At 61.7% G+C, this 19,080-nt stretch carries 24 protein-coding genes; 4 read left to right on the forward strand and 20 right to left on the reverse strand.

What is annotated here, in order from left to right; all coding sequences use genetic code 11:
• Positions 1-55 precede the first annotated feature (55 nt).
• Positions 56-1,054: a sulfate ABC transporter substrate-binding protein gene (locus D8U70_RS26155; protein ID WP_016771033.1), complete on the forward strand. Its 999-nt coding sequence runs from the start codon at positions 56-58 to the stop codon at positions 1,052-1,054.
• A gap of 167 nt (positions 1,055-1,221) precedes the next feature.
• Positions 1,222-2,409: an MFS transporter gene (locus D8U70_RS26160; RefSeq protein WP_122704692.1), complete on the forward strand. Its 1,188-nt coding sequence runs from the start codon at positions 1,222-1,224 to the stop codon at positions 2,407-2,409.
• 178 nt (positions 2,410-2,587) lie between these two features.
• On the opposite strand, the gene D8U70_RS26165 is transcribed toward D8U70_RS26160, so the two are convergent.
• The 12 genes from D8U70_RS26165 to ccmA all read right to left on the reverse strand — a co-directional run bounded on the left by D8U70_RS26165 (position 2,588) and on the right by ccmA (position 10,748).
• On the reverse strand, positions 2,588-2,992 hold the full coding sequence (locus D8U70_RS26165) for a type II toxin-antitoxin system HicB family antitoxin (RefSeq protein WP_130930092.1): 405 nt from the start codon (positions 2,990-2,992) through the stop codon (positions 2,588-2,590).
• The gene (locus D8U70_RS26170) at positions 2,992-3,204 is read right to left on the reverse strand and encodes a type II toxin-antitoxin system HicA family toxin (protein WP_076566640.1); all 213 of its coding nucleotides are present in this window, start codon (positions 3,202-3,204) and stop codon (positions 2,992-2,994) included. The genes D8U70_RS26165 and D8U70_RS26170 overlap by 1 nt, the downstream gene beginning before the upstream one ends.
• 147 nt (positions 3,205-3,351) lie before the next feature.
• Entirely contained in the window at positions 3,352-3,756 is a 405-nt protein-coding gene (locus D8U70_RS26175; RefSeq protein WP_016771039.1) for a hypothetical protein, read from the reverse strand.
• A gap of 25 nt (positions 3,757-3,781) precedes the next feature.
• Entirely contained in the window at positions 3,782-4,981 is a 1,200-nt protein-coding gene (ccmI, locus tag D8U70_RS26180) for a c-type cytochrome biogenesis protein CcmI (RefSeq protein WP_130930093.1), read from the reverse strand.
• The gene (locus tag D8U70_RS26185) at positions 4,978-5,448 is read right to left on the reverse strand and encodes a cytochrome c-type biogenesis protein (RefSeq protein WP_073472741.1); all 471 of its coding nucleotides are present in this window, start codon (positions 5,446-5,448) and stop codon (positions 4,978-4,980) included. The genes ccmI and D8U70_RS26185 overlap by 4 nt, the downstream gene beginning before the upstream one ends.
• Positions 5,445-5,981 carry a DsbE family thiol:disulfide interchange protein gene (locus tag D8U70_RS26190; protein ID WP_130930094.1) on the reverse strand — a complete coding sequence of 179 codons (537 nt, stop codon included), beginning with the start codon at positions 5,979-5,981 and terminating at the stop codon, positions 5,445-5,447. The genes D8U70_RS26185 and D8U70_RS26190 overlap by 4 nt, the downstream gene beginning before the upstream one ends.
• Complete coding sequence (locus tag D8U70_RS26195) at positions 5,978-7,966, reverse strand: heme lyase CcmF/NrfE family subunit (RefSeq protein WP_041479622.1); 1,989 nt, start codon at positions 7,964-7,966, stop codon at positions 5,978-5,980. Before D8U70_RS26195 ends, D8U70_RS26190 begins: the two co-directional genes overlap by 4 nt.
• A gap of 3 nt (positions 7,967-7,969) precedes the next feature.
• A complete protein-coding gene (ccmE, locus tag D8U70_RS26200; RefSeq protein ID WP_016771044.1) occupies positions 7,970-8,425 on the reverse strand; it encodes a cytochrome c maturation protein CcmE in 456 nt (151 codons plus the stop codon).
• The gene (ccmD, locus tag D8U70_RS26205) at positions 8,422-8,598 is read right to left on the reverse strand and encodes a heme exporter protein CcmD (RefSeq protein ID WP_016771045.1); all 177 of its coding nucleotides are present in this window, start codon (positions 8,596-8,598) and stop codon (positions 8,422-8,424) included. The genes ccmE and ccmD overlap by 4 nt, the downstream gene beginning before the upstream one ends.
• Positions 8,595-9,350 carry a heme ABC transporter permease gene (locus tag D8U70_RS26210; protein WP_038860475.1) on the reverse strand — a complete coding sequence of 252 codons (756 nt, stop codon included), beginning with the start codon at positions 9,348-9,350 and terminating at the stop codon, positions 8,595-8,597. The genes ccmD and D8U70_RS26210 overlap by 4 nt, the downstream gene beginning before the upstream one ends.
• Positions 9,351-9,447: 97 nt before the next feature.
• The gene (ccmB, locus tag D8U70_RS26215; RefSeq protein WP_039763615.1) at positions 9,448-10,116 is read right to left on the reverse strand and encodes a heme exporter protein CcmB; all 669 of its coding nucleotides are present in this window, start codon (positions 10,114-10,116) and stop codon (positions 9,448-9,450) included.
• Positions 10,113-10,748, reverse strand: a complete 636-nt coding sequence (ccmA, locus tag D8U70_RS26220; protein WP_073472746.1) for a cytochrome c biogenesis heme-transporting ATPase CcmA — start codon at positions 10,746-10,748, stop codon at positions 10,113-10,115. Before ccmA ends, ccmB begins: the two co-directional genes overlap by 4 nt.
• Before the next feature lie 197 nt (positions 10,749-10,945).
• Here ccmA and D8U70_RS26225 point away from each other — a divergent pair, with 197 nt between their 5' ends.
• Both D8U70_RS26225 and D8U70_RS26230 read left to right on the forward strand, forming a co-directional pair.
• Positions 10,946-12,520: a flagellar hook-length control protein FliK gene (locus tag D8U70_RS26225; protein WP_130930095.1), complete on the forward strand. Its 1,575-nt coding sequence runs from the start codon at positions 10,946-10,948 to the stop codon at positions 12,518-12,520.
• Positions 12,517-12,846 (forward strand): EscU/YscU/HrcU family type III secretion system export apparatus switch protein, encoded by a 330-nt coding sequence (locus D8U70_RS26230; protein WP_071171454.1) that lies wholly within the window; start codon positions 12,517-12,519, stop codon positions 12,844-12,846. Before D8U70_RS26225 ends, D8U70_RS26230 begins: the two co-directional genes overlap by 4 nt.
• A gap of 293 nt (positions 12,847-13,139) precedes the next feature.
• Here D8U70_RS26230 and D8U70_RS26240 read toward each other — a convergent pair whose 3' ends face one another.
• The 8 genes from D8U70_RS26240 to D8U70_RS26275 all read right to left on the reverse strand — a co-directional run.
• The gene (locus D8U70_RS26240; RefSeq protein WP_016771049.1) at positions 13,140-13,535 is read right to left on the reverse strand and encodes a DUF2802 domain-containing protein; all 396 of its coding nucleotides are present in this window, start codon (positions 13,533-13,535) and stop codon (positions 13,140-13,142) included.
• Between the two features lies 1 nt (position 13,536).
• Complete coding sequence (locus tag D8U70_RS26245; RefSeq protein WP_016771050.1) at positions 13,537-14,022, reverse strand: chemotaxis protein CheW; 486 nt, start codon at positions 14,020-14,022, stop codon at positions 13,537-13,539.
• Between the two features lie 90 nt (positions 14,023-14,112).
• Positions 14,113-15,066: a CheW domain-containing protein gene (locus D8U70_RS26250; protein ID WP_110645078.1), complete on the reverse strand. Its 954-nt coding sequence runs from the start codon at positions 15,064-15,066 to the stop codon at positions 14,113-14,115.
• Positions 15,067-15,156: 90 nt separating this feature from the next.
• Entirely contained in the window at positions 15,157-15,945 is a 789-nt protein-coding gene (locus tag D8U70_RS26255; protein ID WP_024012121.1) for a ParA family protein, read from the reverse strand.
• Between the two features lie 43 nt (positions 15,946-15,988).
• Positions 15,989-16,879, reverse strand: a complete 891-nt coding sequence (motD, locus tag D8U70_RS26260) for a flagellar motor protein MotD (RefSeq protein ID WP_016771054.1) — start codon at positions 16,877-16,879, stop codon at positions 15,989-15,991.
• Positions 16,880-16,891: 12 nt separating this feature from the next.
• Positions 16,892-17,632 carry a flagellar motor protein gene (locus D8U70_RS26265; protein ID WP_016771055.1) on the reverse strand — a complete coding sequence of 247 codons (741 nt, stop codon included), beginning with the start codon at positions 17,630-17,632 and terminating at the stop codon, positions 16,892-16,894.
• Positions 17,632-18,777: a chemotaxis response regulator protein-glutamate methylesterase gene (locus tag D8U70_RS26270; protein WP_130930097.1), complete on the reverse strand. Its 1,146-nt coding sequence runs from the start codon at positions 18,775-18,777 to the stop codon at positions 17,632-17,634. The genes D8U70_RS26265 and D8U70_RS26270 overlap by 1 nt, the downstream gene beginning before the upstream one ends.
• 49 nt (positions 18,778-18,826) lie before the next feature.
• A partial coding sequence (locus D8U70_RS26275) for a chemotaxis protein CheW (protein WP_177434003.1) occupies positions 18,827-19,080 on the reverse strand: 254 nt, incomplete at its 5' end.

Raw genomic sequence — 19,080 nt, forward strand, 5'->3', positions numbered from 1 at the left:
CGCTGGCAAATGGCTTCATTTTTGGCATAACACCCCACAGAACAAGGAATGCGCAGTGAAAAAACTCTTTGGCGCCTCACTTCTCGCCGCCGGCCTGGCCTTGGCCAACATCGCTCAGGCAGCACCGACGCTGCTCAACGTTTCCTACGACGTGATGCGCGATTTCTACAAGGACTACAACACTGCGTTCCAGAAGCACTGGCAAGCCGAGCACAACGAAAACATCACCGTGCAGATGTCCTTCGGCGGCTCGAGCAAGCAGGCGCGTTCGGTGATCGACGGCCTGCCGGCTGACGTCATCACCATGAACATGGCCACCGACATCAACGCCCTCGCCGACAACGGCAAACTGGTCCCGGACAACTGGGTCACGCGCCTGCCGAACAACAGCGCACCGTTCACCTCGGCGACAGTGTTCATCGTTCGCAAGGGCAATCCAAAAGCGCTGAAAGATTGGCCGGACCTGCTCAAGGACGGCGTTCAGGTCATCGTGCCCAACCCGAAAACTTCCGGTAATGGCCGCTACACCTACCTGTCGGCCTGGGGCTATGTACTGAAAAACGGTGGTGACGAGAACAAGGCCAAGGATTTCGTCGGCAAGCTGTTCAAGCAGGCGCCGGTGCTCGACACCGGTGGCCGCGCGGCCACCACCACGTTCATGACCAACCAGATCGGCGACGTGCTGGTGACCTTTGAAAACGAAGCGGAAATGATCGCTCGCGAGTTCGGTCGCGATCAGTTCGAAGTCATCTACCCAAGCGTCTCCGCAGAAGCCGAGCCACCGGTTTCGGTGGTCGATAAAGTCGTCGACAAGAAAGGCTCGCGCGCTGCGGCTGATGAGTATCTGAAGTACCTGTGGTCGCCGGAAGGACAGGAAATTGCGGCGGCCAACTACCTGCGCCCGCGTGACCCGGCGGTGCTGGCGAAGTACACCGATCGCTTCCCGAAAGTGGATTTCCTTTCGGTGGAGAAGACCTTTGGTGACTGGCGCACGGTGCAGAAAACCCACTTCAATGATGGTGGCGTGTTTGATCAGATTTATAGCGGGCAGTAAAGCTTGATCTGAAAAATCAAAAGGCGACCCACCGGGTCGCCTTTTTTGTTGCGTGGGAATACCGGTCATTACACGGCGTAATAACAGTTATCATCCGAAAACGTCTTCTGCCAGTCCACATTGTCCATTAGCCTCAGCCCTTTCCTGTGCCCGACCCGAGATCCCCTATGACTACCACTCCTCACGCAATGACCCGAGGCATGGTCCTGCTGTTCGCGTTTTGCTGCGGCGCCATTGTTGCCAACATCTACTACGCACAACCGATCATCGGCCTGATCGCGCCAGACATCGGCCTCTCCGACACCATGGCCAGTTTCATCGTCTCGCTGACCCAGATCGGTTACGCGTTGGGCCTGTTCTTTCTGGTGCCGCTGGGGGATCTGCTGGAGAACCGGCGGCTGATGATCATCACCACGGTCGTGGCGATTGCCAGTCTGCTTGGCGCAGCGTTTACCGAGCAGCCGAACGTGTTCCTGCTGATCTCGTTGCTGGTCGGCTTCAGCTCGGTGTCGGTGCAGATCCTGATTCCGCTGGCCGCGCATCTTGCGCCGGAAGAATCCCGTGGCCGGGTGGTGGGCGGGATCATGGGCGGTTTGCTGCTGGGTATTCTGTTGGCGCGACCGGTGTCGAGTGTGGTCGCCGATCACCTCGGCTGGCGCGCCATGTTCATGATCGCCGCAGCGTTGATGGCGGCAATCAGCGTGGTGCTGGCACTGACCGTGCCCAAGCGCCAGCCGGATCACAGCGCCACCTATGGCCAGTTGATCGGTTCGCTATGGACACTCCTGCGCCAGCAACCGGTGCTGCGTCAGCGGGCGTTTTATCAGGGCTGCATGTTTGCCACGTTCAGCCTGTTCTGGACCGCCGTGCCCCTGGAGCTGGCACGCAACCATGGCCTGTCGCAAAGCGAAATTGCGATCTTCGCTCTGGTCGGCGCGATCGGTGCCATCGCCGCGCCAATCAGCGGCCGCCTCGCCGATGCCGGTCACACACGCATCGCCTCGCTGCTGGCCATGCTCTTCGCCAGCCTGAGCTTCCTGCCCGCCTTCATTCACCCCGCCTACAGCGTCATCGGCCTGGCCGTGACCGGCGTGGTGCTGGACTTCTGCGTGCAGATGAACATGGTCCTCGGCCAACGCGCGGTGTACTCGCTGGACGCGAAAAGTCGTGGCCGCTTGAACGCGCTGTACATGACCAGCATCTTCATCGGCGGCGCCTTCGGCTCCTCGGTGGCCAGTGCGGTGTACGAGCATGGCGGCTGGTTGTGGATCGTGATTGTTGGTAGCGTCTTTCCGCTGTTGGCGTTGTTGCGGTTTCTGAGTGTTTCACGACGCGCTTCATTGGCCACGGCTTAAGGCTTCAAAAGCTTCGCGAGCAGGCTCGCTCCCACAGGTTTGGGTGACCTTCGAATCACTGCAACACACAAAACCAGTGTGGGAGCGAGCCTGCTCGCGAAGGCGGTGTGTCAGCCACAGATCAGTGCCTGACCTGACGCTTTCGCGAGCAGGCTCGCTCCCACAATTGGACGTACCTTCAATACCGAACCAGTTTCTCCATCGCCGCATCCGCCAGAAACGAAGAGCGGCTTTTGACGTTGTGCTCGCGTACATAGCGATCAATACGCTGAATGACATAGCCGGGCAGCGTAACGTTGACCTTTTCGGTCTTGCCCAGGTACGGCGAGATATCCAGCTCCAGCATGCCCCAGCCCATCTCGGCAAAATCCGGACGATTGCGATGCGCCGCTGCCGAGGTCGGCATCGGAATCGCCTGACCGGCCGCCGCGATCTCCTGCAGCATGAGGTGAGCCACTTCCACGGCCGCGTTGTAGGCCTCTTCAAAGCTGTCCCCGGCCGTGACCGCGCCGGGAATATCGGGGATCTGAATGCCGATGGCAGTGTTCTCGTCACCCCACTCGATGCAGATGGGATATTGCATTACGGATCTCCTTCATGACGGGTTGGCGGGCTGAATAACCCCGCGCGCCGCCGAATGCTTTTGACTGTCCCCAACGGTAAATCCTTTTTCGGATGCGGGACGGCAATCGTGTTCGGGTTGTAACGATGAGTGAAGATGTGATGACTGCCCGCAACCCGATCCAGCGTCCAGCCCGCCTCCTCCAGCTCCTTCATCAATAGCCTGCTCTGCACCAACCGCCTCCTTGGCCTGGCCCATTGAAAGTAACTCTAGAGTTATCTTTACTCAAGCACAGAATGGGGCGGAGTGATGGTTGGTAGTTTTACAAGGTGTGATTCAAACGGCAAAAAAAACGACGATCCCAAGATCGCCGTTTCTCATCACTGCCCGAACTTCTTGCCCAACCCCGGCGGGACGCCGTGGATGTTGGTGTCTTCCCAAGGGCCGTTGGGGCTGACCGAGCGGCTCCAGCCGTTGTTCCAGCGGTAGTAGGTGCGCTGGCGGTAGAAGGTGTTGGTCTGGTCGTCGAGCACGTAGACGCCGAGCTTCTGGTCCCAGTGGCTGTTGCCGCCCGGTGGCGGGGCGAAGCTGGCCGAGGTGCGGGGCACGGGCTTGGCGGGTTTGGCCGGGATGCTCTTGCCGGGGCTTGGCGAGGTCGACGGGGTCGGGCTTGGCTGAGACGGCGGGATCGGCGGCAGGCTGGTGGTCGGTTCCGGGCGTTGTACCGCACATGCACTCAAGCCCAGGGCCAGTGTGAGGACTGTGATGCGGGCGATGGTGTGCATGGCGGTGCTTTCCTGTTGGGTCCGGTTACTTGTCCGGGCTGTCGATGGTCAGTTTTTGTGGCGCGGTGGTGCTGCTGGCCACTGGGCCGCTGCGACCAATCCACTCACCGGCAGTCGGTTGACCGGCCCGTGAGATACGCGCAACCAGTTGGACTTCAGGGAAGTTGGACAGTTTCAACTGCGGCATCATTGCGTCGGCATCGCCCAGTTCGACGGTCACCGGCAGGTCAGCCACGGTCAGACGTTTGGCCGCCAGCGGCGCCGGTGGGCCAGAAGTGGCGCGGGCGAAGATGAACACGCTGTCGCCCGGTTGCACCTTGCTCTTGAGGTCGCTGGCCAGATCAACGCTGACTGTCAGCAACGCGCTTTTCGGCGCCGCTGCCTCGGCAACTTTGCCGCCGCTGGCTTTCAAGCGTTCGGCGGCACGCTCGATGCCGCCTTGCAGCGCAACGCGAGAGTTGTCATCCGGCGGCAGTTGCGCGAGCAGGCGATTCCAGTAGTCGATGGCCTCCTGATAACGCTCGCCTTCAAACGCGGCGATGCCGAGCAGGCCGAGGCTGGTAACTTCCTTCGGATCGGCCTTCAGCGCTTCGTCGGTCAGTTTCTGAATCTGCTCCGACCACTTTTTACCGTCAGCAAAATACTGCGCCTGCGCCCACTGGCCGAGCAGTTCCGGCTGGCGACCGGCGAGGTTGGCGGCGCGTTCGAACATCTTCGCCGCGTCTGCCGGACGGTCTTGAGCCATGTAGGTACGGCCGAGGAAATACAAGCCTTCAGCGGAATCCGGTTGCGCGGCAACCGCACGTTCCAGACGCTGGGTCATCTCTTCCATCGACTGCGGTGCCTGAGCGAATTCGCGGGTCAGTTCGACCTTGTCGGCGGCGCCGAAATGCAGGTACAGACCGAGACCCAGCACCGGTACCAGCACGGCGGCCAGCAGCGGCAACGGTTTACCCAGGCGCGAGACACGCGGCGCGACGGCGCCTTCGGTGTCGGCGAGCAGTTCACGCGCAGCTTCCGCGCGGCCGCTGTCCAGTTGCGCGGCGTCGAGCACGCCTTCGGCCTGCTGCGCTTGCAGCTCGGCAACCCGTTCCTGGTACAGCGCGACGTTCAACGCGGTGCGATCTTCTTCCCGCTGAGCACGGCGTTCGCGCAGCACCGGGATCAGCAGAAAACTCAGGGCGACCAGAAGCAACAGCCCTGCGGCGAGCCAGAAATCAATCATTCTTGGTTTTTATCCAACAGTTGGTCGAGACGCTGACGTTCTTCGGCAGACAGCGATGACGGCGTTTCGGCGCGTTGCCCGCGACGCCTGCGCACGATCAGCGCGATCACCACGAATCCACCGAGCAGCAGCCCGGCCGGGCCGAACCACAGCAGCGCGGTCTTGGCATTGAGCGCCGGTTTGTAGCGGACGAAATCACCGTAGCGATCGACCATGAAGTCGATGATCTGCTGATTGTCCTTGCCCTCGCCGAGCATGCGGAAAATCTCTTTGCGCAGGTCGGCGGCAATCGGTGCGTTGGAGTCGGCGATGTCCTGGTTCTGGCATTTGGGGCAGCGCAGTTCCTTGGTCAGTTCGCGGAAACGCTCGCGGTCGCCCTCTTTGGCAAATTCGTAGGTGTCGATGGCCGCATGGGCGACACCGGCCAGGCTCAAACCCAGCACCACCGCTGCGAGAAAACCCTTCATGGCTTGGCCTCATCGACCAGCGCCTGATACTTGGCCGCGAGTTTTTCGCGCCAGACCTGCTCGTCGATCACCCCGACGAACTTGTCGCGGATGATGCCTTTGGCGTCGATGAAGAAGGTTTCCGGCGCGCCGTAGACACCAAGATTCAAGCCCAGCGAACCCTCGTCGTCACGAATATCCAGCGCATACGGATTGTGAAAATCGGCCAGCCACTTCAAGGCGTCGGCATTGGTGTCCTTGTAGTTGATGCCGTAGATCACCACGCCGCGCTCGGCGAGTTTGTTCAGCACCGGGTGCTCGACGCGGCAGGAGATGCACCAGGTGCCCCAGACATTGACCAGCGCCGGTTTGCCGAGAATGTCGGCCTTGGTCAGCGTCTTGTCACCCTGCACACTCGGCAGGGAAAACTCCGGGAACGGCTTGTCGATCATCGCCGACGGCAGCTCCGCCGGATCCAGATACAGCCCACGATAAAGAAACACTGCCACCAGCAGAAAAATCGCCAGCGGCAACAACATCAACCAACGCCTCATGCCGCCGCTCCCGTCATGCCCAGCGCTTCGCGCACTTTGCTTTTCACCTTGACCCGATAACGCCGATCCAGCGCCGCCAGCAAACCACCCAATCCGGTGAGCAAGCCGCCGAACCAGATCCAGCGCACGAAAGGTTTGACGTGAACGCGCACGGCCCAGGCGCCGTTATCCAGCGGCTCGCCGAGGGCTACGTAGAGATCGCGAGTGAAACCGGCATCGATGCCGGCTTCGGTCATCACCGAGTTCTGCACGGTGTACAGACGTTTTTCCGGATGCAGCACGCTGATTTCCTTGCCGTCGCGAATGACGCGGATGGTGCCTTTGTCGGAGGTAAAATTCGGCCCCTCGAAATGCTTGGCGCCTTCGAAGACGAACTGATAGCCGGCCAGATCCATCGACTCGCCCGGCGCCAGACGCAGGTCGCGCTCGGCACTGTTCTGGCTCGACAACACCACGCCCAACGCGCACACGGCGATGCCGAGGTGGGCGATCTGCATGCCCCAATAACTGCGGGTCAGCGTCGGCAAACCTTTGATCAGGCCTTTGTGCCGGGTCTTGTCGAACAGATCGCGCACGCCGGCGAGCAACACCCACGCCGCCAGCAGGAACGTCGCGATCACTGCCCAGTTGAAATCGCCGTACGCCACGCCGGCCACCACGGCCAATGCGACGCTGCCGAGCAGCACCGGAGTGAGCATGCTCGCCAGCCATTTCACTGGCGTGTCCTTCCAGCGCACGATCACGCCGATCGCCATGACCAGCATCAGCAACGCCATCAACGGGATGAACAGCGCATTGAAGTACGGCGGGCCGACCGACAGCTTGGCGCCGCTGATGGCATCAAGAATCAGCGGATACAAGGTGCCAAGGAGGATCATCGACGCGGCCACGACCAGCACCAGGTTGTTGCCCAGCAGCAAGGTTTCCCGTGACCAAAGATTGAACCCGACCTGGCTTTTCACCACCGGCGCACGCAGCGCAAACAGCGTCAGTGAACCGCCCACCACGAACAGCAGGAAAATCAGGATGAACACGCCGCGCTCGGGATCCGAAGCGAAGGCATGCACCGAAGTCAGCACGCCCGAGCGTACGAGGAAGGTGCCGAGCAGGCTCAACGAGAACGCGGCGATCGCCAGCAACACCGTCCAGCTCTTGAACACGCCACGCTTTTCGGTAACGGCCAGCGAGTGAATCAACGCGGTGCCGACCAGCCACGGCATGAACGAGGCGTTTTCCACCGGGTCCCAGAACCACCAGCCGCCCCAGCCGAGTTCGTAATACGCCCACCACGACCCGAGGGTGATGCCGATGCCGAGGAAGGCCCAGGCGACGATGGTCCATGGCCGCGACCAGCGCGCCCACGCCGCATCGAGACGCCCGCCGAGCAGCGCGGCGATAGCGAACGCGAACGCTACCGAGAAACCGACGTAACCCATGTACAGCATTGGCGGATGCACGATCAGGCCAATGTCTTGCAGCAACGGGTTAAGGTCGCGACCGTCGGCGGGAATCTGCGGCAGGATCCGCGAGAACGGGTTCGATGTGAGAATCAGAAACAGCAGGAAACCGGTGCTGATCATGCCCATCACCGCCAGGACGCGGGCGAGCATGACTTGCGGCAACTGCCGGGAGAACACCGACACGGCGAAGGTCCAGCCGCCGAGGATCAACGCCCACAGCAGCAGCGAACCTTCGTGGGCGCCCCACACTGCGCTGAATTTGTAGTACCACGGCAGCGCGCTGTTGGAGTTCATCGCCACGTAGCCGACCGAGAAATCGTCGGTCATGAACGCGTAGGTCAGGCAGCCAAAGGCAAACAGCAGAAAGGCAAACTGGCCCCACGCCGCCGGTTGCGCCAGGCTCATCCACAAGCGGTCGCCGCGCCACGCGCCGAGCATCGGCACCAGCGCCTGGACCAGTGCAAAACACAGCGCGAGGATCATCGCCAGATGGCCCAGCTCGGGAATAAACAGTGCGGCGGCCATCGATCAACCCTCCTTCACAGGCGTCGGTGCGGATTGACCGCTGTCCTTCAGCGCTTTGGTCACTTCCGGCGGCATGTACTTCTCGTCGTGCTTGGCCAGCACTTCATCGGCGACCACTACGCCATCAGCATTGAGCTTGCCGAGGGCGACGATGCCCTGCCCTTCGCGGAACAGATCCGGGAGGATGCCGCGATAGGCGATGGTCACGGATTTGTTGAAGTCGGTGACGACGAATTTGACGTCCAGCGAATCCTTGGAGCGTTGCAGCGAACCGGCCTCGACCATGCCGCCGGCGCGGATGCGCGTGTCCTGCGGCGCTTCGCCGTTGGCGATCTGCGTCGGCGTGTAAAACAGATTGATGTTTTCCTGCAGCGCGCTCAGGGCCAGGCCAACAGCAGCGCCCACTCCGACCAGAATCGCCAGAATGATGATCAGACGTTTTTTGCGCAGCGCATTCACTTGCCGTTCTCCCGGCGCAGACGACGCGCCTCTTGTTGCAGATAACGCTTGCGCGCCGCAATCGGCGCCACCACGTTGAGGGCCAGCACCGCTAGGCAGATGCCGTAGGCCGACCAGACATACAGGCCGTGATGGCCCATGGCGAGAAAATCGCCGAATGAAGCAAAACTCATCGCGCCGCCTCCAGACTCTGCTGCACTTCGGTCTTCACCCAACTGGCGCGGGCCTCGCGCTTGAGTACTTCCAGACGCATGCGCAGCAACAGCACGGCGCCGAAGAAGCAGTAGAAACCCAGCACCGTCAGCAGCAGCGGCAGCCACATTTCCGCGGGCATCGCCGGTTTTTCCGTGAGAGTGAACGTCGCGCCCTGGTGCAGGGTGTTCCACCACTCCACCGAATATTTGATGATCGGAATGTTGATCACACCAACAATTGCCAGCACCGCGCAGGCCTTGGCGGCGCTGTCGCGGTTGCTGATGGCATTGCCCAGCGCGATCACGCCGAAATACAGAAACAGCAGAATCAGCATCGAGGTCAGGCGCGCATCCCAAACCCACCACGAGCCCCAGGTCGGCTTGCCCCAGATGGCCCCGGTAACCAGCGCCACGGCAGTCATCCACGCACCGATCGGTGCGGCGCATTGCAGGGCAACGTCGGCCAGCTTCATTTTCCACACCAGCCCGACCACGCCGCACACCGCGAGCATCACGTAGATCGACTGGGCGAGCATCGCCGCTGGCACGTGGATATAGATGATGCGAAAGCTGTTGCCTTGCTGGTAATCCGGCGGCGCGAAGGCCAGGCCCCAGACCACGCCAACGCCGATCAGCAGCAACGCTGCAATGCTCAACCACGGCAGGAACTTGCCGCTGATGCCGTAGAACCACTTGGGCGAGCCGAGCTTGTGAAACCAGGTCCAGTTCATACTGTTTCCATCACGGTTGCCGCTCATCATCGCGAGCTGGCAGAGGGTCATGCCTTTCTTCTGATAGAAGTGGTCAATTTTTGACCAGGCCTCATTATTATTCGCCGACGCTGATCTTCAGGCCAGCGGCTATTGCAAAGGGTGTCAGGGTGATCGCCAGCGCTGTGAGGCTGGCCATCCACAACAGGTATCCGGTCGCCGGCATGCCTTGCAGCGCCGCTTGCAACGCGCCGCTGCCAAGGATCAACACCGGGATGTACAACGGCAGAATCAGCAGCGCCAGCAACAGGCCGCCGCGCTTCAGGCCGACCGTCAGCGCCGCGCCGACTGCACCGAGCAGGCTCAACACCGGCGTACCGAGCAACAACGACAGCAGCAGCACCGGCAGGCACGCAGCCGGCAAGCCGAGCATCAACGCCAGCAACGGCGACAGCAGCACCAGTGCCAGACCGGAGAACAGCCAGTGTGCCAGCACCTTGGCCAGGACCAGAAGCGGCAGCGGGTGCGACGAAAGGACCCACTGCTCCAGCGAGCCGTCTTCGAAGTCACTGCGAAACAATCCGTCCAGCGACAGCAGGACCGACAACAACGCCGCCACCCAGACTAACCCCGGGGACAGGTTTTGCAAGACTTGAGTTTCCGGGCCGACGGCCAGCGGGAAAAGGGCAATGACGATGGCAAAGAAAATCAGCGGATTGGCCAGCTCCGCCGGGCGGCGGAACAGCAGTCGCGATTCGCGGGCAAGCAGCAGGCCGAAGACACTCATACCGCCCATTTCCCCAGATCGATGTCGCGATAACCGGCCGGCATGCGGCTCAGGGTGTGGTGGGTGGTCAGCACCACCAGGCCGCCGCGTTCGCAGTGGCCGGCCAGATGCTCTTCCAGTTGCGCAACGCCCTGCTTGTCCAGCGCGGTGAACGGTTCGTCGAGAATCCACAACGGCGGGCTGTCCAGATACAACCGCGCCAGCGCCACACGGCGCTGTTGGCCGGCGGAAAGACTGTGGCAGGGAACGTCTTCGAAACCGCGCAATCCTACCGCTGCCAGCGCCTGCCAGATCGCCTCGCGTTCGGCGGGATGATGCAGGGCGCACAGCCACGACAGGTTTTCTTCGGGAGTGAGCAGATCCTTGATCCCGGCGGCGTGGCCGATCCACAACAGGTTTCGCGCCAGTTCGCTGCGTTGCTCGGTCAGCGGCTGACCGTTGAGCAGCACCTGGCCATCGGTGGGTTGCATCAAACCGGCGAGCAGACGTAAAAGACTGGTCTTGCCGCTGCCGTTGGGGCCGCTGATCTGCACCATGTCGCCACTGGCCAGGCGCAATTCGAGGTTTTCGAAAAGCAGCCTGAGATCGCGTTCACACGCCAGGGCAACGGTTTGCAGGACAGGACTGGTCAAGGGATCACGGGCCTTATACGGTTCAAGTCGGCTCTGGAGCGGCCGTTAAAGAGATGCAGCATAGATGCTTTGATCGCTCGATCTGGCGAGCTGGATCAAACAATTGCCAGGTTTTTTGAACGAAGCGCACGACGCGCGGCATTATACATGCCGTGCCTTACTCTCAAGAGCGCAATTTCCTCAGGTTGTGTCCGCGTATGACAGGCGAAATGAACATCCTCCCGCTGCCGCCCACCGTGCCGGCGAGCGCTCGCCCGCAGATGGGTGAACTGCTCAAGCTGCTGACGCCGGTCGAGGGCTTGATCGGCGCGGGGCAAAGCGCCAAGGCCGAGGTGTTGTCGCTCAAGCAGGCCGATCAGACCTTTGAATTGCTGCTCAAAGTGACCCTCGACAGCGGCCGTCAGACCACCGTACAGGCCAGCAGCAACCTGCCGTTGCCACAGGGCACCAACCTGGCGATCACTCAGCCCTCGGCCGGCAATCTGGCGATCACCGTGCAGCAAGCGATCGCCAGCAGCGTCGCCACCCTGACCCGCATCGATACCGCGCAATTGCCCGCCGGCACCTTGCTGCAAGGCAAAGTCGTGACCTCGCAAGCCCTGCCGCAGACGCCGGGGCAAGCGGCGGTATTTCGCTCGATGGTCACCCTGCTCAACACCGCATTGAGCGGCAGCACCTTGACCGTCGACAGCCCGCAACCGCTGCGCATCGGCACCCTGTTGTCGGCGCAGGTGCAGGATGCGCAGACCCTCAAATTCGTGCCGCTGAGCAGCCGTCAGGAACAACTGGCGGTGAGTCAGCAATTGCTCGGTCAGCAAAGTCGTCAGGGCTCGCTCGATGGCCTGCTGAAGATGTTGCAAAATCTGCCGCCCACCACTGACCAGACCTCGGCCGATCTGCGCGCGGTGGTCGACAAGTTGCTCGCCAGCCTGCCGGACGTACAGCAAATGAGCACTGCCAAAGGCGTGGCGCTGGCGCTGGCCAACAGCGGCGCGTTCCTCGAAGCGAAATTGCTCGGCGGACAGAATCCGACTCTCGCCCCGGACATGAAAGCCGACCTGCTCAAACTGATCGCGCAACTGACCCCGGGCCTGCCAAGCAACACCAATTTCAATGCGATCATCGCCGCTAATACCCTGGCGCAGGCACTGCCGAGTTTCGTCCGGAACGCCCTCGGCACCCTCGGCCAGGTCAGCGCCAAACCGGTGCCGAGCAGCTTCCCGTTGCCCGAACGACTGCTGGCGAAACTGGAAGGCGAAGGTGATCTCGAACAACTGTTGCGCCTCGCCGCCGCTGCGGTGTCGCGTCTGCAGAGCCACCAGCTGTCGAGCCTGGAGCAGACCGGCGTCACCGACGATGGCCGCTTGCTCAGCACTTGGCAGCTGGAAATCCCCATGCGCAACCTGCAAGACATCGTACCGTTGCAGGTCAAATTCCAGCGTGAAGAAGCGCCGGAGCGCGAACCGCAGCCGCATGAACGCCGCGATGAGCGCGAAGCCAAACAGCAACTGTGGCGCGTCGATCTGGCCTTCGATCTGGAACCGCTCGGGCCGATGCTGATTCAGGCGCAACTGATCGCCGGCAGCCTGTCCAGTCAGCTGTGGGCTGAGCGTCCGTACACCGCCGACCTGATTGAGAACAACCTGTTCGCCCTGCGCCAGCGCTTGCTCGATTCCGGGCTCAACGTCGGCGACCTCGACTGCCACCACGGCACCCCGCCGCAAGGCAACCAAACCCGCCTCGAACACCGCTGGGTCGACGAAACCGCATGAACGATTCCACTGCCCCACGCCAGGCCATCGCCCTCAAATACGACGGCAACCACGCCCCGACCCTCACCGCCAAGGGCGACGAAGAACTGGCCGAAGAAATCCTGCGCATCGCTCGCGATTACGAAGTGCCGATCTACGAGAACGCCGAACTGGTGCGCCTGCTGGCGCGGATGGAACTGGGCGACAGCATTCCCGAAGAGCTCTATCGCACCATCGCCGAGATCATCGCGTTTGCCTGGAACCTGAAAGGCAAATTCCCCGAGGGACAGGACCCGAACGCGCCGATGGTCGAGAAGGACGTCACTGATCGCGGGGATGATTACTGAGACTTCGAAGACGCCTTCGCGAGCAAGCTCACTCCCACATTCGACCGTGATCAAATGTGGGAGTGAGCCTGCTCGCGAATAGCGCTTTTGATTTGATCGTTCCCACGCTCCGCGTGGGAATGCCGCCGGTGACGCTCCGCGTCACATTTCACAGGCGGAACGCGGAGCGTCCCAGGATGCGTTCCCACGCAGAGCGTGGGAACGATCTCACATTCGACTGTGATCAAATGTGGGAGCGAGCCTGCTCGCGGATAGCGCTTTTGATCTTGCTTGCCGCTCGAAGCCTGAAGCTCCTAGCTGCCCTTGTGCAACTTGCGCATCAACTCCGCTTCAGCCTGGGTCAACCCGCACGACTGAGTCAGTTCATCGACGCTGGCGCCCATGCCTACCAGTTTCGCCGCCTGGGCGAATGACAGGCTCGACGGGTCGCGTTGTTCCAGTGCAACGATCTTGTCCGGCAACGGGCTTACCACCGCGCGCAACTCGTGCAGGGCCTCGCCCATGCGCACGTTGCCGTTCTGGTAATCGTCGACGCGTTTGGCCAGTTCCTTGATGCGCTGATCACGCAGCGCATCACCCTGGGCCTGCTGTGCAGCGATCACTCGCTGCGCCTTGATGTACGAGACGAACATCGCCAGCGTGCCGGCCCAGAACAGGAACAGAACAATTACCGCAACCTCGAGAATCAAATCAGATGCTCTCCAGTTCCGACCATTCTTCTTCGCTCATCATCTTGTCCAGCTCGACCAGAATCAGCAGTTCGTTGTTCTTGTTGCACACGCCCTGAATGAACTTGGCCGATTCTTCGTTACCGACGTTCGGTGCGGTTTCGATTTCCGACTGACGCAGGTAAACCACTTCGGCGACGCTGTCGACCATGATGCCGACGACTTGCTTGTCGGCTTCGATGATGACGATACGGGTGTTGTCGCTGATCTCGCCGCTGTGCAGGCCGAAGCGCTGACGGGTGTCGATCACGGTGACCACGTTACCGCGCAGGTTGATGATGCCCAGCACGTAGCTCGGTGCACCCGGCACCGGCGCGATCTCGGTGTAGCGCAGCACTTCCTGCACGCGCATCACGTTGATGCCGTAGGTTTCGTTATCCAGTTTGAAGGTCACCCATTGCAGGATCGGATCTTCAGAACCTTTTGCATTCGACGCCTGACTACTCATACCCTGACCCCTCGAAAAAACCGCCCCGGGCGGTGTGTGTTCTGTGTGGTGGCACTGGAAAATGCCATCGCCTGATTGTTATGTCGGCTGCTATGTCGGTTTATGTAGCGGCTTGTTGCCACTCAAGTGCTTTGCCCCGCCGCTGGCGATCAACTCGGCCAGCGCGGATACGTCAAGCAATGCACACATGTGCTCGATCACGGTGCCGGCGAGCCATGGCCGCTGACCCCGGTGACTTCTCCATTTGATCTCATTCGGGTCCAGGCGCAACGAGCGGCTGACCTGATGCACCGCCAGCCCCCACTCGTAACCTTGTACCGAAATCACGTATTGCAGGCCCTGCCGGAAGTCATCGCGGTAACGATCCGGCATGACCCAACGCGCGGTGTCCAAGACTTTCAGATTACCGGCCTGGCTCGGCAGAATGCCGAGGAACCACTCCGGCTGGCCAAACAGCGGCGTCAGCTCGTGGCCGGCCAGCGAATAGATCGAGCCGAGGCACACCAGCGGCACCGCCAGGGTCAGCCCGGCAACATCGAACAGCAAGCATTCGAAGGCTTCGGCAGCCCAGGCCGGACGGCCATCGGGCTCGACCGGTGGCGGCGGGTTGTTCGGCGGCAGGTGCACTTCCACCAGCGGCGGGACCAGCGCCTGCGGCTCAGCAATCTGCGGCGCGGGTTCTGGCTCCGGTTCGGGTTCCGGCACGGTCAATAATTGTGTTTGCAGCAGCGGCGCAAGTGTCGACAGTGGCGCGCGCGGTTCGTCGATCAGCGCCACCGGTGCTTTGGCCACGGGGGCAGCGGCAGGCGCGGTAATCGGAGCGACGGATTTCTGCGCGTCGCGGGCCTGTTCTTCCAGCACCGCGGCCTGGAACTCGTCCATGGCCTCGGTGCTTTCCACCACTTCAGGCTGCGCCTGTTCGACGACTGGCGGCGGCGCTTCGACCGGCGCAGGCAAGTCCTCGGGCAGGTCGAGCAACAGGTCTTCCAGATAGGACTGCAAGGCCTGTTGCGGACGTGACGTGAGTTTCACTGGGCGGTTCATCGGTGATCAGCGCCTGACAGGGAAACCGCGTTGTCTGCTTCGCGAGCAGGCTCGCTCCCACAGGGTTCGGGCAAGCAGATCGAAATCATCTCAGGCCACCTGCGGAACGAGTTGCTGCGCGAGCAGGTGCTTGAGCAGCGCGCGGTAGGCCAGCACGCCACGGCTCTTGCCGTCGAATTGCGAAGGCGTGACGCCCGCCCGGCTGGCGTCGCGCAGACGAGTATCGACCGGGATATAGCCGTGCCAGATGTCGTCGGGGAATTTGTCACGCAGCACGCGCAAGGTGCCCATCGAGGCCTGCGTGCGGCGGTCGAACAAAGTCGGCACGATGCTGAACGGCAGCGGCTGTTTGCGCGAACGATTGATCATCGCCAGGGTGTTGACCATGCGCTCCAGACCTTTCACGGCGAGGTGCTCGGTCTGTACCGGGATCACCAATTGCTGGCTCGCCGCGAGGGCGTTGACCATCAGCACACCGAGCAACGGCGGGCTGTCGATGATCGCGTAATCGAAGTCCTGCCACAGTTGCGCCAGACTCTTGGCGATCACCAGACCCAAGCCACTCTGCCCCGGCGACTGCCGCTCAAGGGTGGCCAGTGCGGTGCTCGATGGCAGCAGGGAAATCCGTTCGTCGCTGGTCGACAACAGCAACTGCCCCGGCAGGCCTTGCGGCACGCTGCCCTTGTGCAGAAACAGGTCGTAGTTGCTGTGTTCCAGGCTGTCGGGGTCGTAGCCGAAATAGCTGGTCATCGAGCCGTGCGGATCGAGATCGACCACAACCACGCGCTTGCCCGCCTCGGCCAGCAACCCGGCTAAAGCGATGGAGGATGTGGTTTTACCGACACCACCCTTTTGATTGGCGACTGCCCAGACTCTCATTCAGTTCGTTCCTCCCGGCCAGGTTGATTGGCCGAGACATGCTTCAGCGTGTTAATGCGGGCGACGGAGAATTGACGGCACTCTCGCGTCCCGGCGTCTTGACCGGGGTCGGTGCAGTTTGTGTGCCAGCGCGCTTCAACGCCGCGTCCGGTTGCGCATTGGCGGTTCCGGTGCCGGTGAGGCTGCGGCGCACATCGAGATTGCGCGACACCACCAGCACCACACGACGGTTCTTCGCCCGGCCTTCGACCGTGGCGTTGTTGGCCACTGGCTGGAATTCGCCGTAGCCTACCGATGCCAGTCGCCCAGGGTTCACACCCTGCATGGCGAGCATGCGCACGATGCTCGCCGAACGCGCCGAGGACAGTTCCCAGTTGGTCGGGTACTGCGCGGTGCGGATCGGTTGATCGTCGGTGAAGCCTTCGACGTGGATCGGGTTGTCGAACGGTTTGAGGATCGCCGCGACCTTGTCGATGATGTTGAACGCGATGTCGCTCGGCATGGCGTCGCCGCTGCCAAACAACAGGCTGGAATTGAGCTCGATCTCGACCCACAACTCGTTGCCGCGCACGGTCATCTGGTTGGAGCTGATCAAGTCACCGAACGCGGCGCTGATGTCATCGGCGATGCTTTTCAGCGGATCGCTGGCCCCGGAAATACCGGCGTCGACCTGCTCGGCATCCTTGACCAGCGGCTTGGCCGGGGTCACGGTTTTCGGTCGTTCGTCGCCGATCGGAATCGGTTTTAGCGAGCGATCGGAGTCGGTAAACACGCCGATCAGCGCTTCGGAAATGACTTTGTATTTGCCTTCGTTGATCGACGAGATCGAGTACATCACCACGAAAAACGCGAACAGCAAAGTGATGAAATCCGCGTAGGACACGAGCCAGCGCTCGTGATTGACGTGTTCTTCCTGGTGGCGACGACGAGCCATGAGGTTATTCCCTTAGTCCATGAAGCCTTGCAGCTTCAACTCAATGGAACGAGGGTTTTCACCTTCGGCGATCGACAGAATTCCTTCCAGCAACATTTCGCGATAACGCGACTGCCGCAACGCGATGGACTTGAGCTTGGCCGCGACCGGCAAGAGGATCAGGTTGGCACTGGCCACGCCATAGATGGTCGCGACGAACGCCACGGCAATGCCGTTACCCAGTTGCGACGGATCAGCGAGGTTGCCCATCACGTGAATCAGGCCCATCACCGCGCCGATGATGCCGATGGTCGGCGCGTAGCCGCCCATGCTTTCGAACACCTTGGCCGCTTCGATATCGCGGGATTCCTGAGTGTAGAAATCCACTTCGAGAATGCTGCGAATGGCTTCCGGCTCGGCGCCGTCGACCAGCAGTTGCAGACCCTTGCGCGAATAGCTGTCAGGTTCGGCGTCGGCCACGCCTTCGAGGCCGAGCAAGCCTTCCTTGCGCGCCGTAAGGCTCCAATTGACCACGCGGTCGATGCCGCCGGCCAGGTCGACACGCGGCGGAAAGAAGATCCAGCCGAGAATCTGCATAGCGCGCTTGAACGCGCTCATCGGCGATTGCAGCAGCGCAGCACCGACCGTGCCGCCGAGAACGATCAGCGCTGCCGGGCCGTTGGCCAGCGCGCCGAGGTGACCGCCTTCAAGGTAATTGCCGCCGATGATGGCGACGAACGCCATGATGAGGCCGATAAGGCTGAGAACATCCATCAGATACACGCCTCGACGATGTGCTTGCCGATGTCGTCCAGACCATACACCGCGTCAGCCAGATCGGCTTTGACGATGGCCATCGGCATGCCGTAGATCACGCAGCTTGCTTCGTCCTGCGCCCACACCGAACTGCCGCCCTGCTTGAGCAGACGCGCGCCTTCGCGGCCGTCGGCGCCCATGCCGGTCAGTACCACTGCCAGAACTTTGTCGCCGTAGGACTTGGCTGCAGAACCGAACGTGATGTCCACGCACGGCTTGTAATTCAGACGTTCGTCACCCGGCAAAATCTTCACCGCGCCACGGCCGTCGATCATCATCTGCTTGCCACCCGGCGCCAGCAGCGCCAGGCCCGGACGCAGGATGTCGCCATCCTCGGCTTCCTTGACGCTGATACGGCAGAGCTTGTCGAGACGCTCGGCAAACGCTTTGGTGAACGCCGCCGGCATGTGCTGGATCAGCACGATCGGCGCCGGGAAGTTCGCCGGTAACTGCGTCAGTACGCGTTGCAGCGCGACCGGGCCGCCCGTCGAAGTGCCGATGGCAACCAGTTTGTAGGCTTTGCGTTTCGGTGCTGGCGACGAAGCGCTGGCAGCGGTTGCACGGGCAGGCGCTGGCGCAGGCGCCGGACGTGCCGGGACAGGGTTGCTGTGGCTCGTGTGGCTGCCGTAGCTCGACGCTGCCGGAGCAGGCGTCGGCGCTGGCGCAGCGGCGGGAGCCGGCGCGCTGTAGGCACTGAAACGACGATTGCTGCGCGAGATGCTGTGGACTTTCTCGCAAAGCAGTTGCTTGACCTTCTCGGGGTTGCGCGAGATGTCTTCGAAATTCTTCGGCAGGAAATCCACCGCGCCGGCGTCCAGGGCATCGAGGGTTACCCGCGCGCCTTCGTGGGTCAGCGAGGAGAACATCAACACCGGGGTCGGGCAGCGCTGCATGATGTGCCGCACTGCCGTGATGCCGTCCATCATCGGCATCTCGTAGTCCATGGTGATCACGTCAGGCTTGAGGGCCATGGCCTGATCGATCGCCTCTTTACCGTTGGTGGCCGTGCCGACCACCTGGATGCTCGGATCCGCCGAAAGAATTTCCGAGACGCGGCGGCGGAAAAAACCCGAATCGTCCACCACCAGGACTTTGACTGCCATAAACACTCCATTAGGTGCAGCGGCGCGTCATCGCGCCGCCGCCCCGGATTCAAATACGCTTTGTGGCGTAACGCTTGAGCATGCTTGGAACATCGAGAATCAGCGCAATGCGGCCGTCACCGGTGATGGTGGCGCCGGACATGCCCGGAGTTCCCTGGAGCATTTTGCCCAATGGCTTGATGACCACTTCTTCCTGGCCGACCAGTTGATCGACGACGAAGCCGATCCGCTGAGTGCCCACCGAAAGAATCACCACATGGCCTTCGCGCTGCTCTTCGTGAGCGGCGGAGCTGACCAGCCAGC

Source organism: Pseudomonas sp. Sample_20, assembly GCF_004307585.1.
Taxonomy (GTDB): Bacteria; Pseudomonadota; Gammaproteobacteria; order Pseudomonadales; family Pseudomonadaceae; genus Aquipseudomonas; species Aquipseudomonas atacamensis.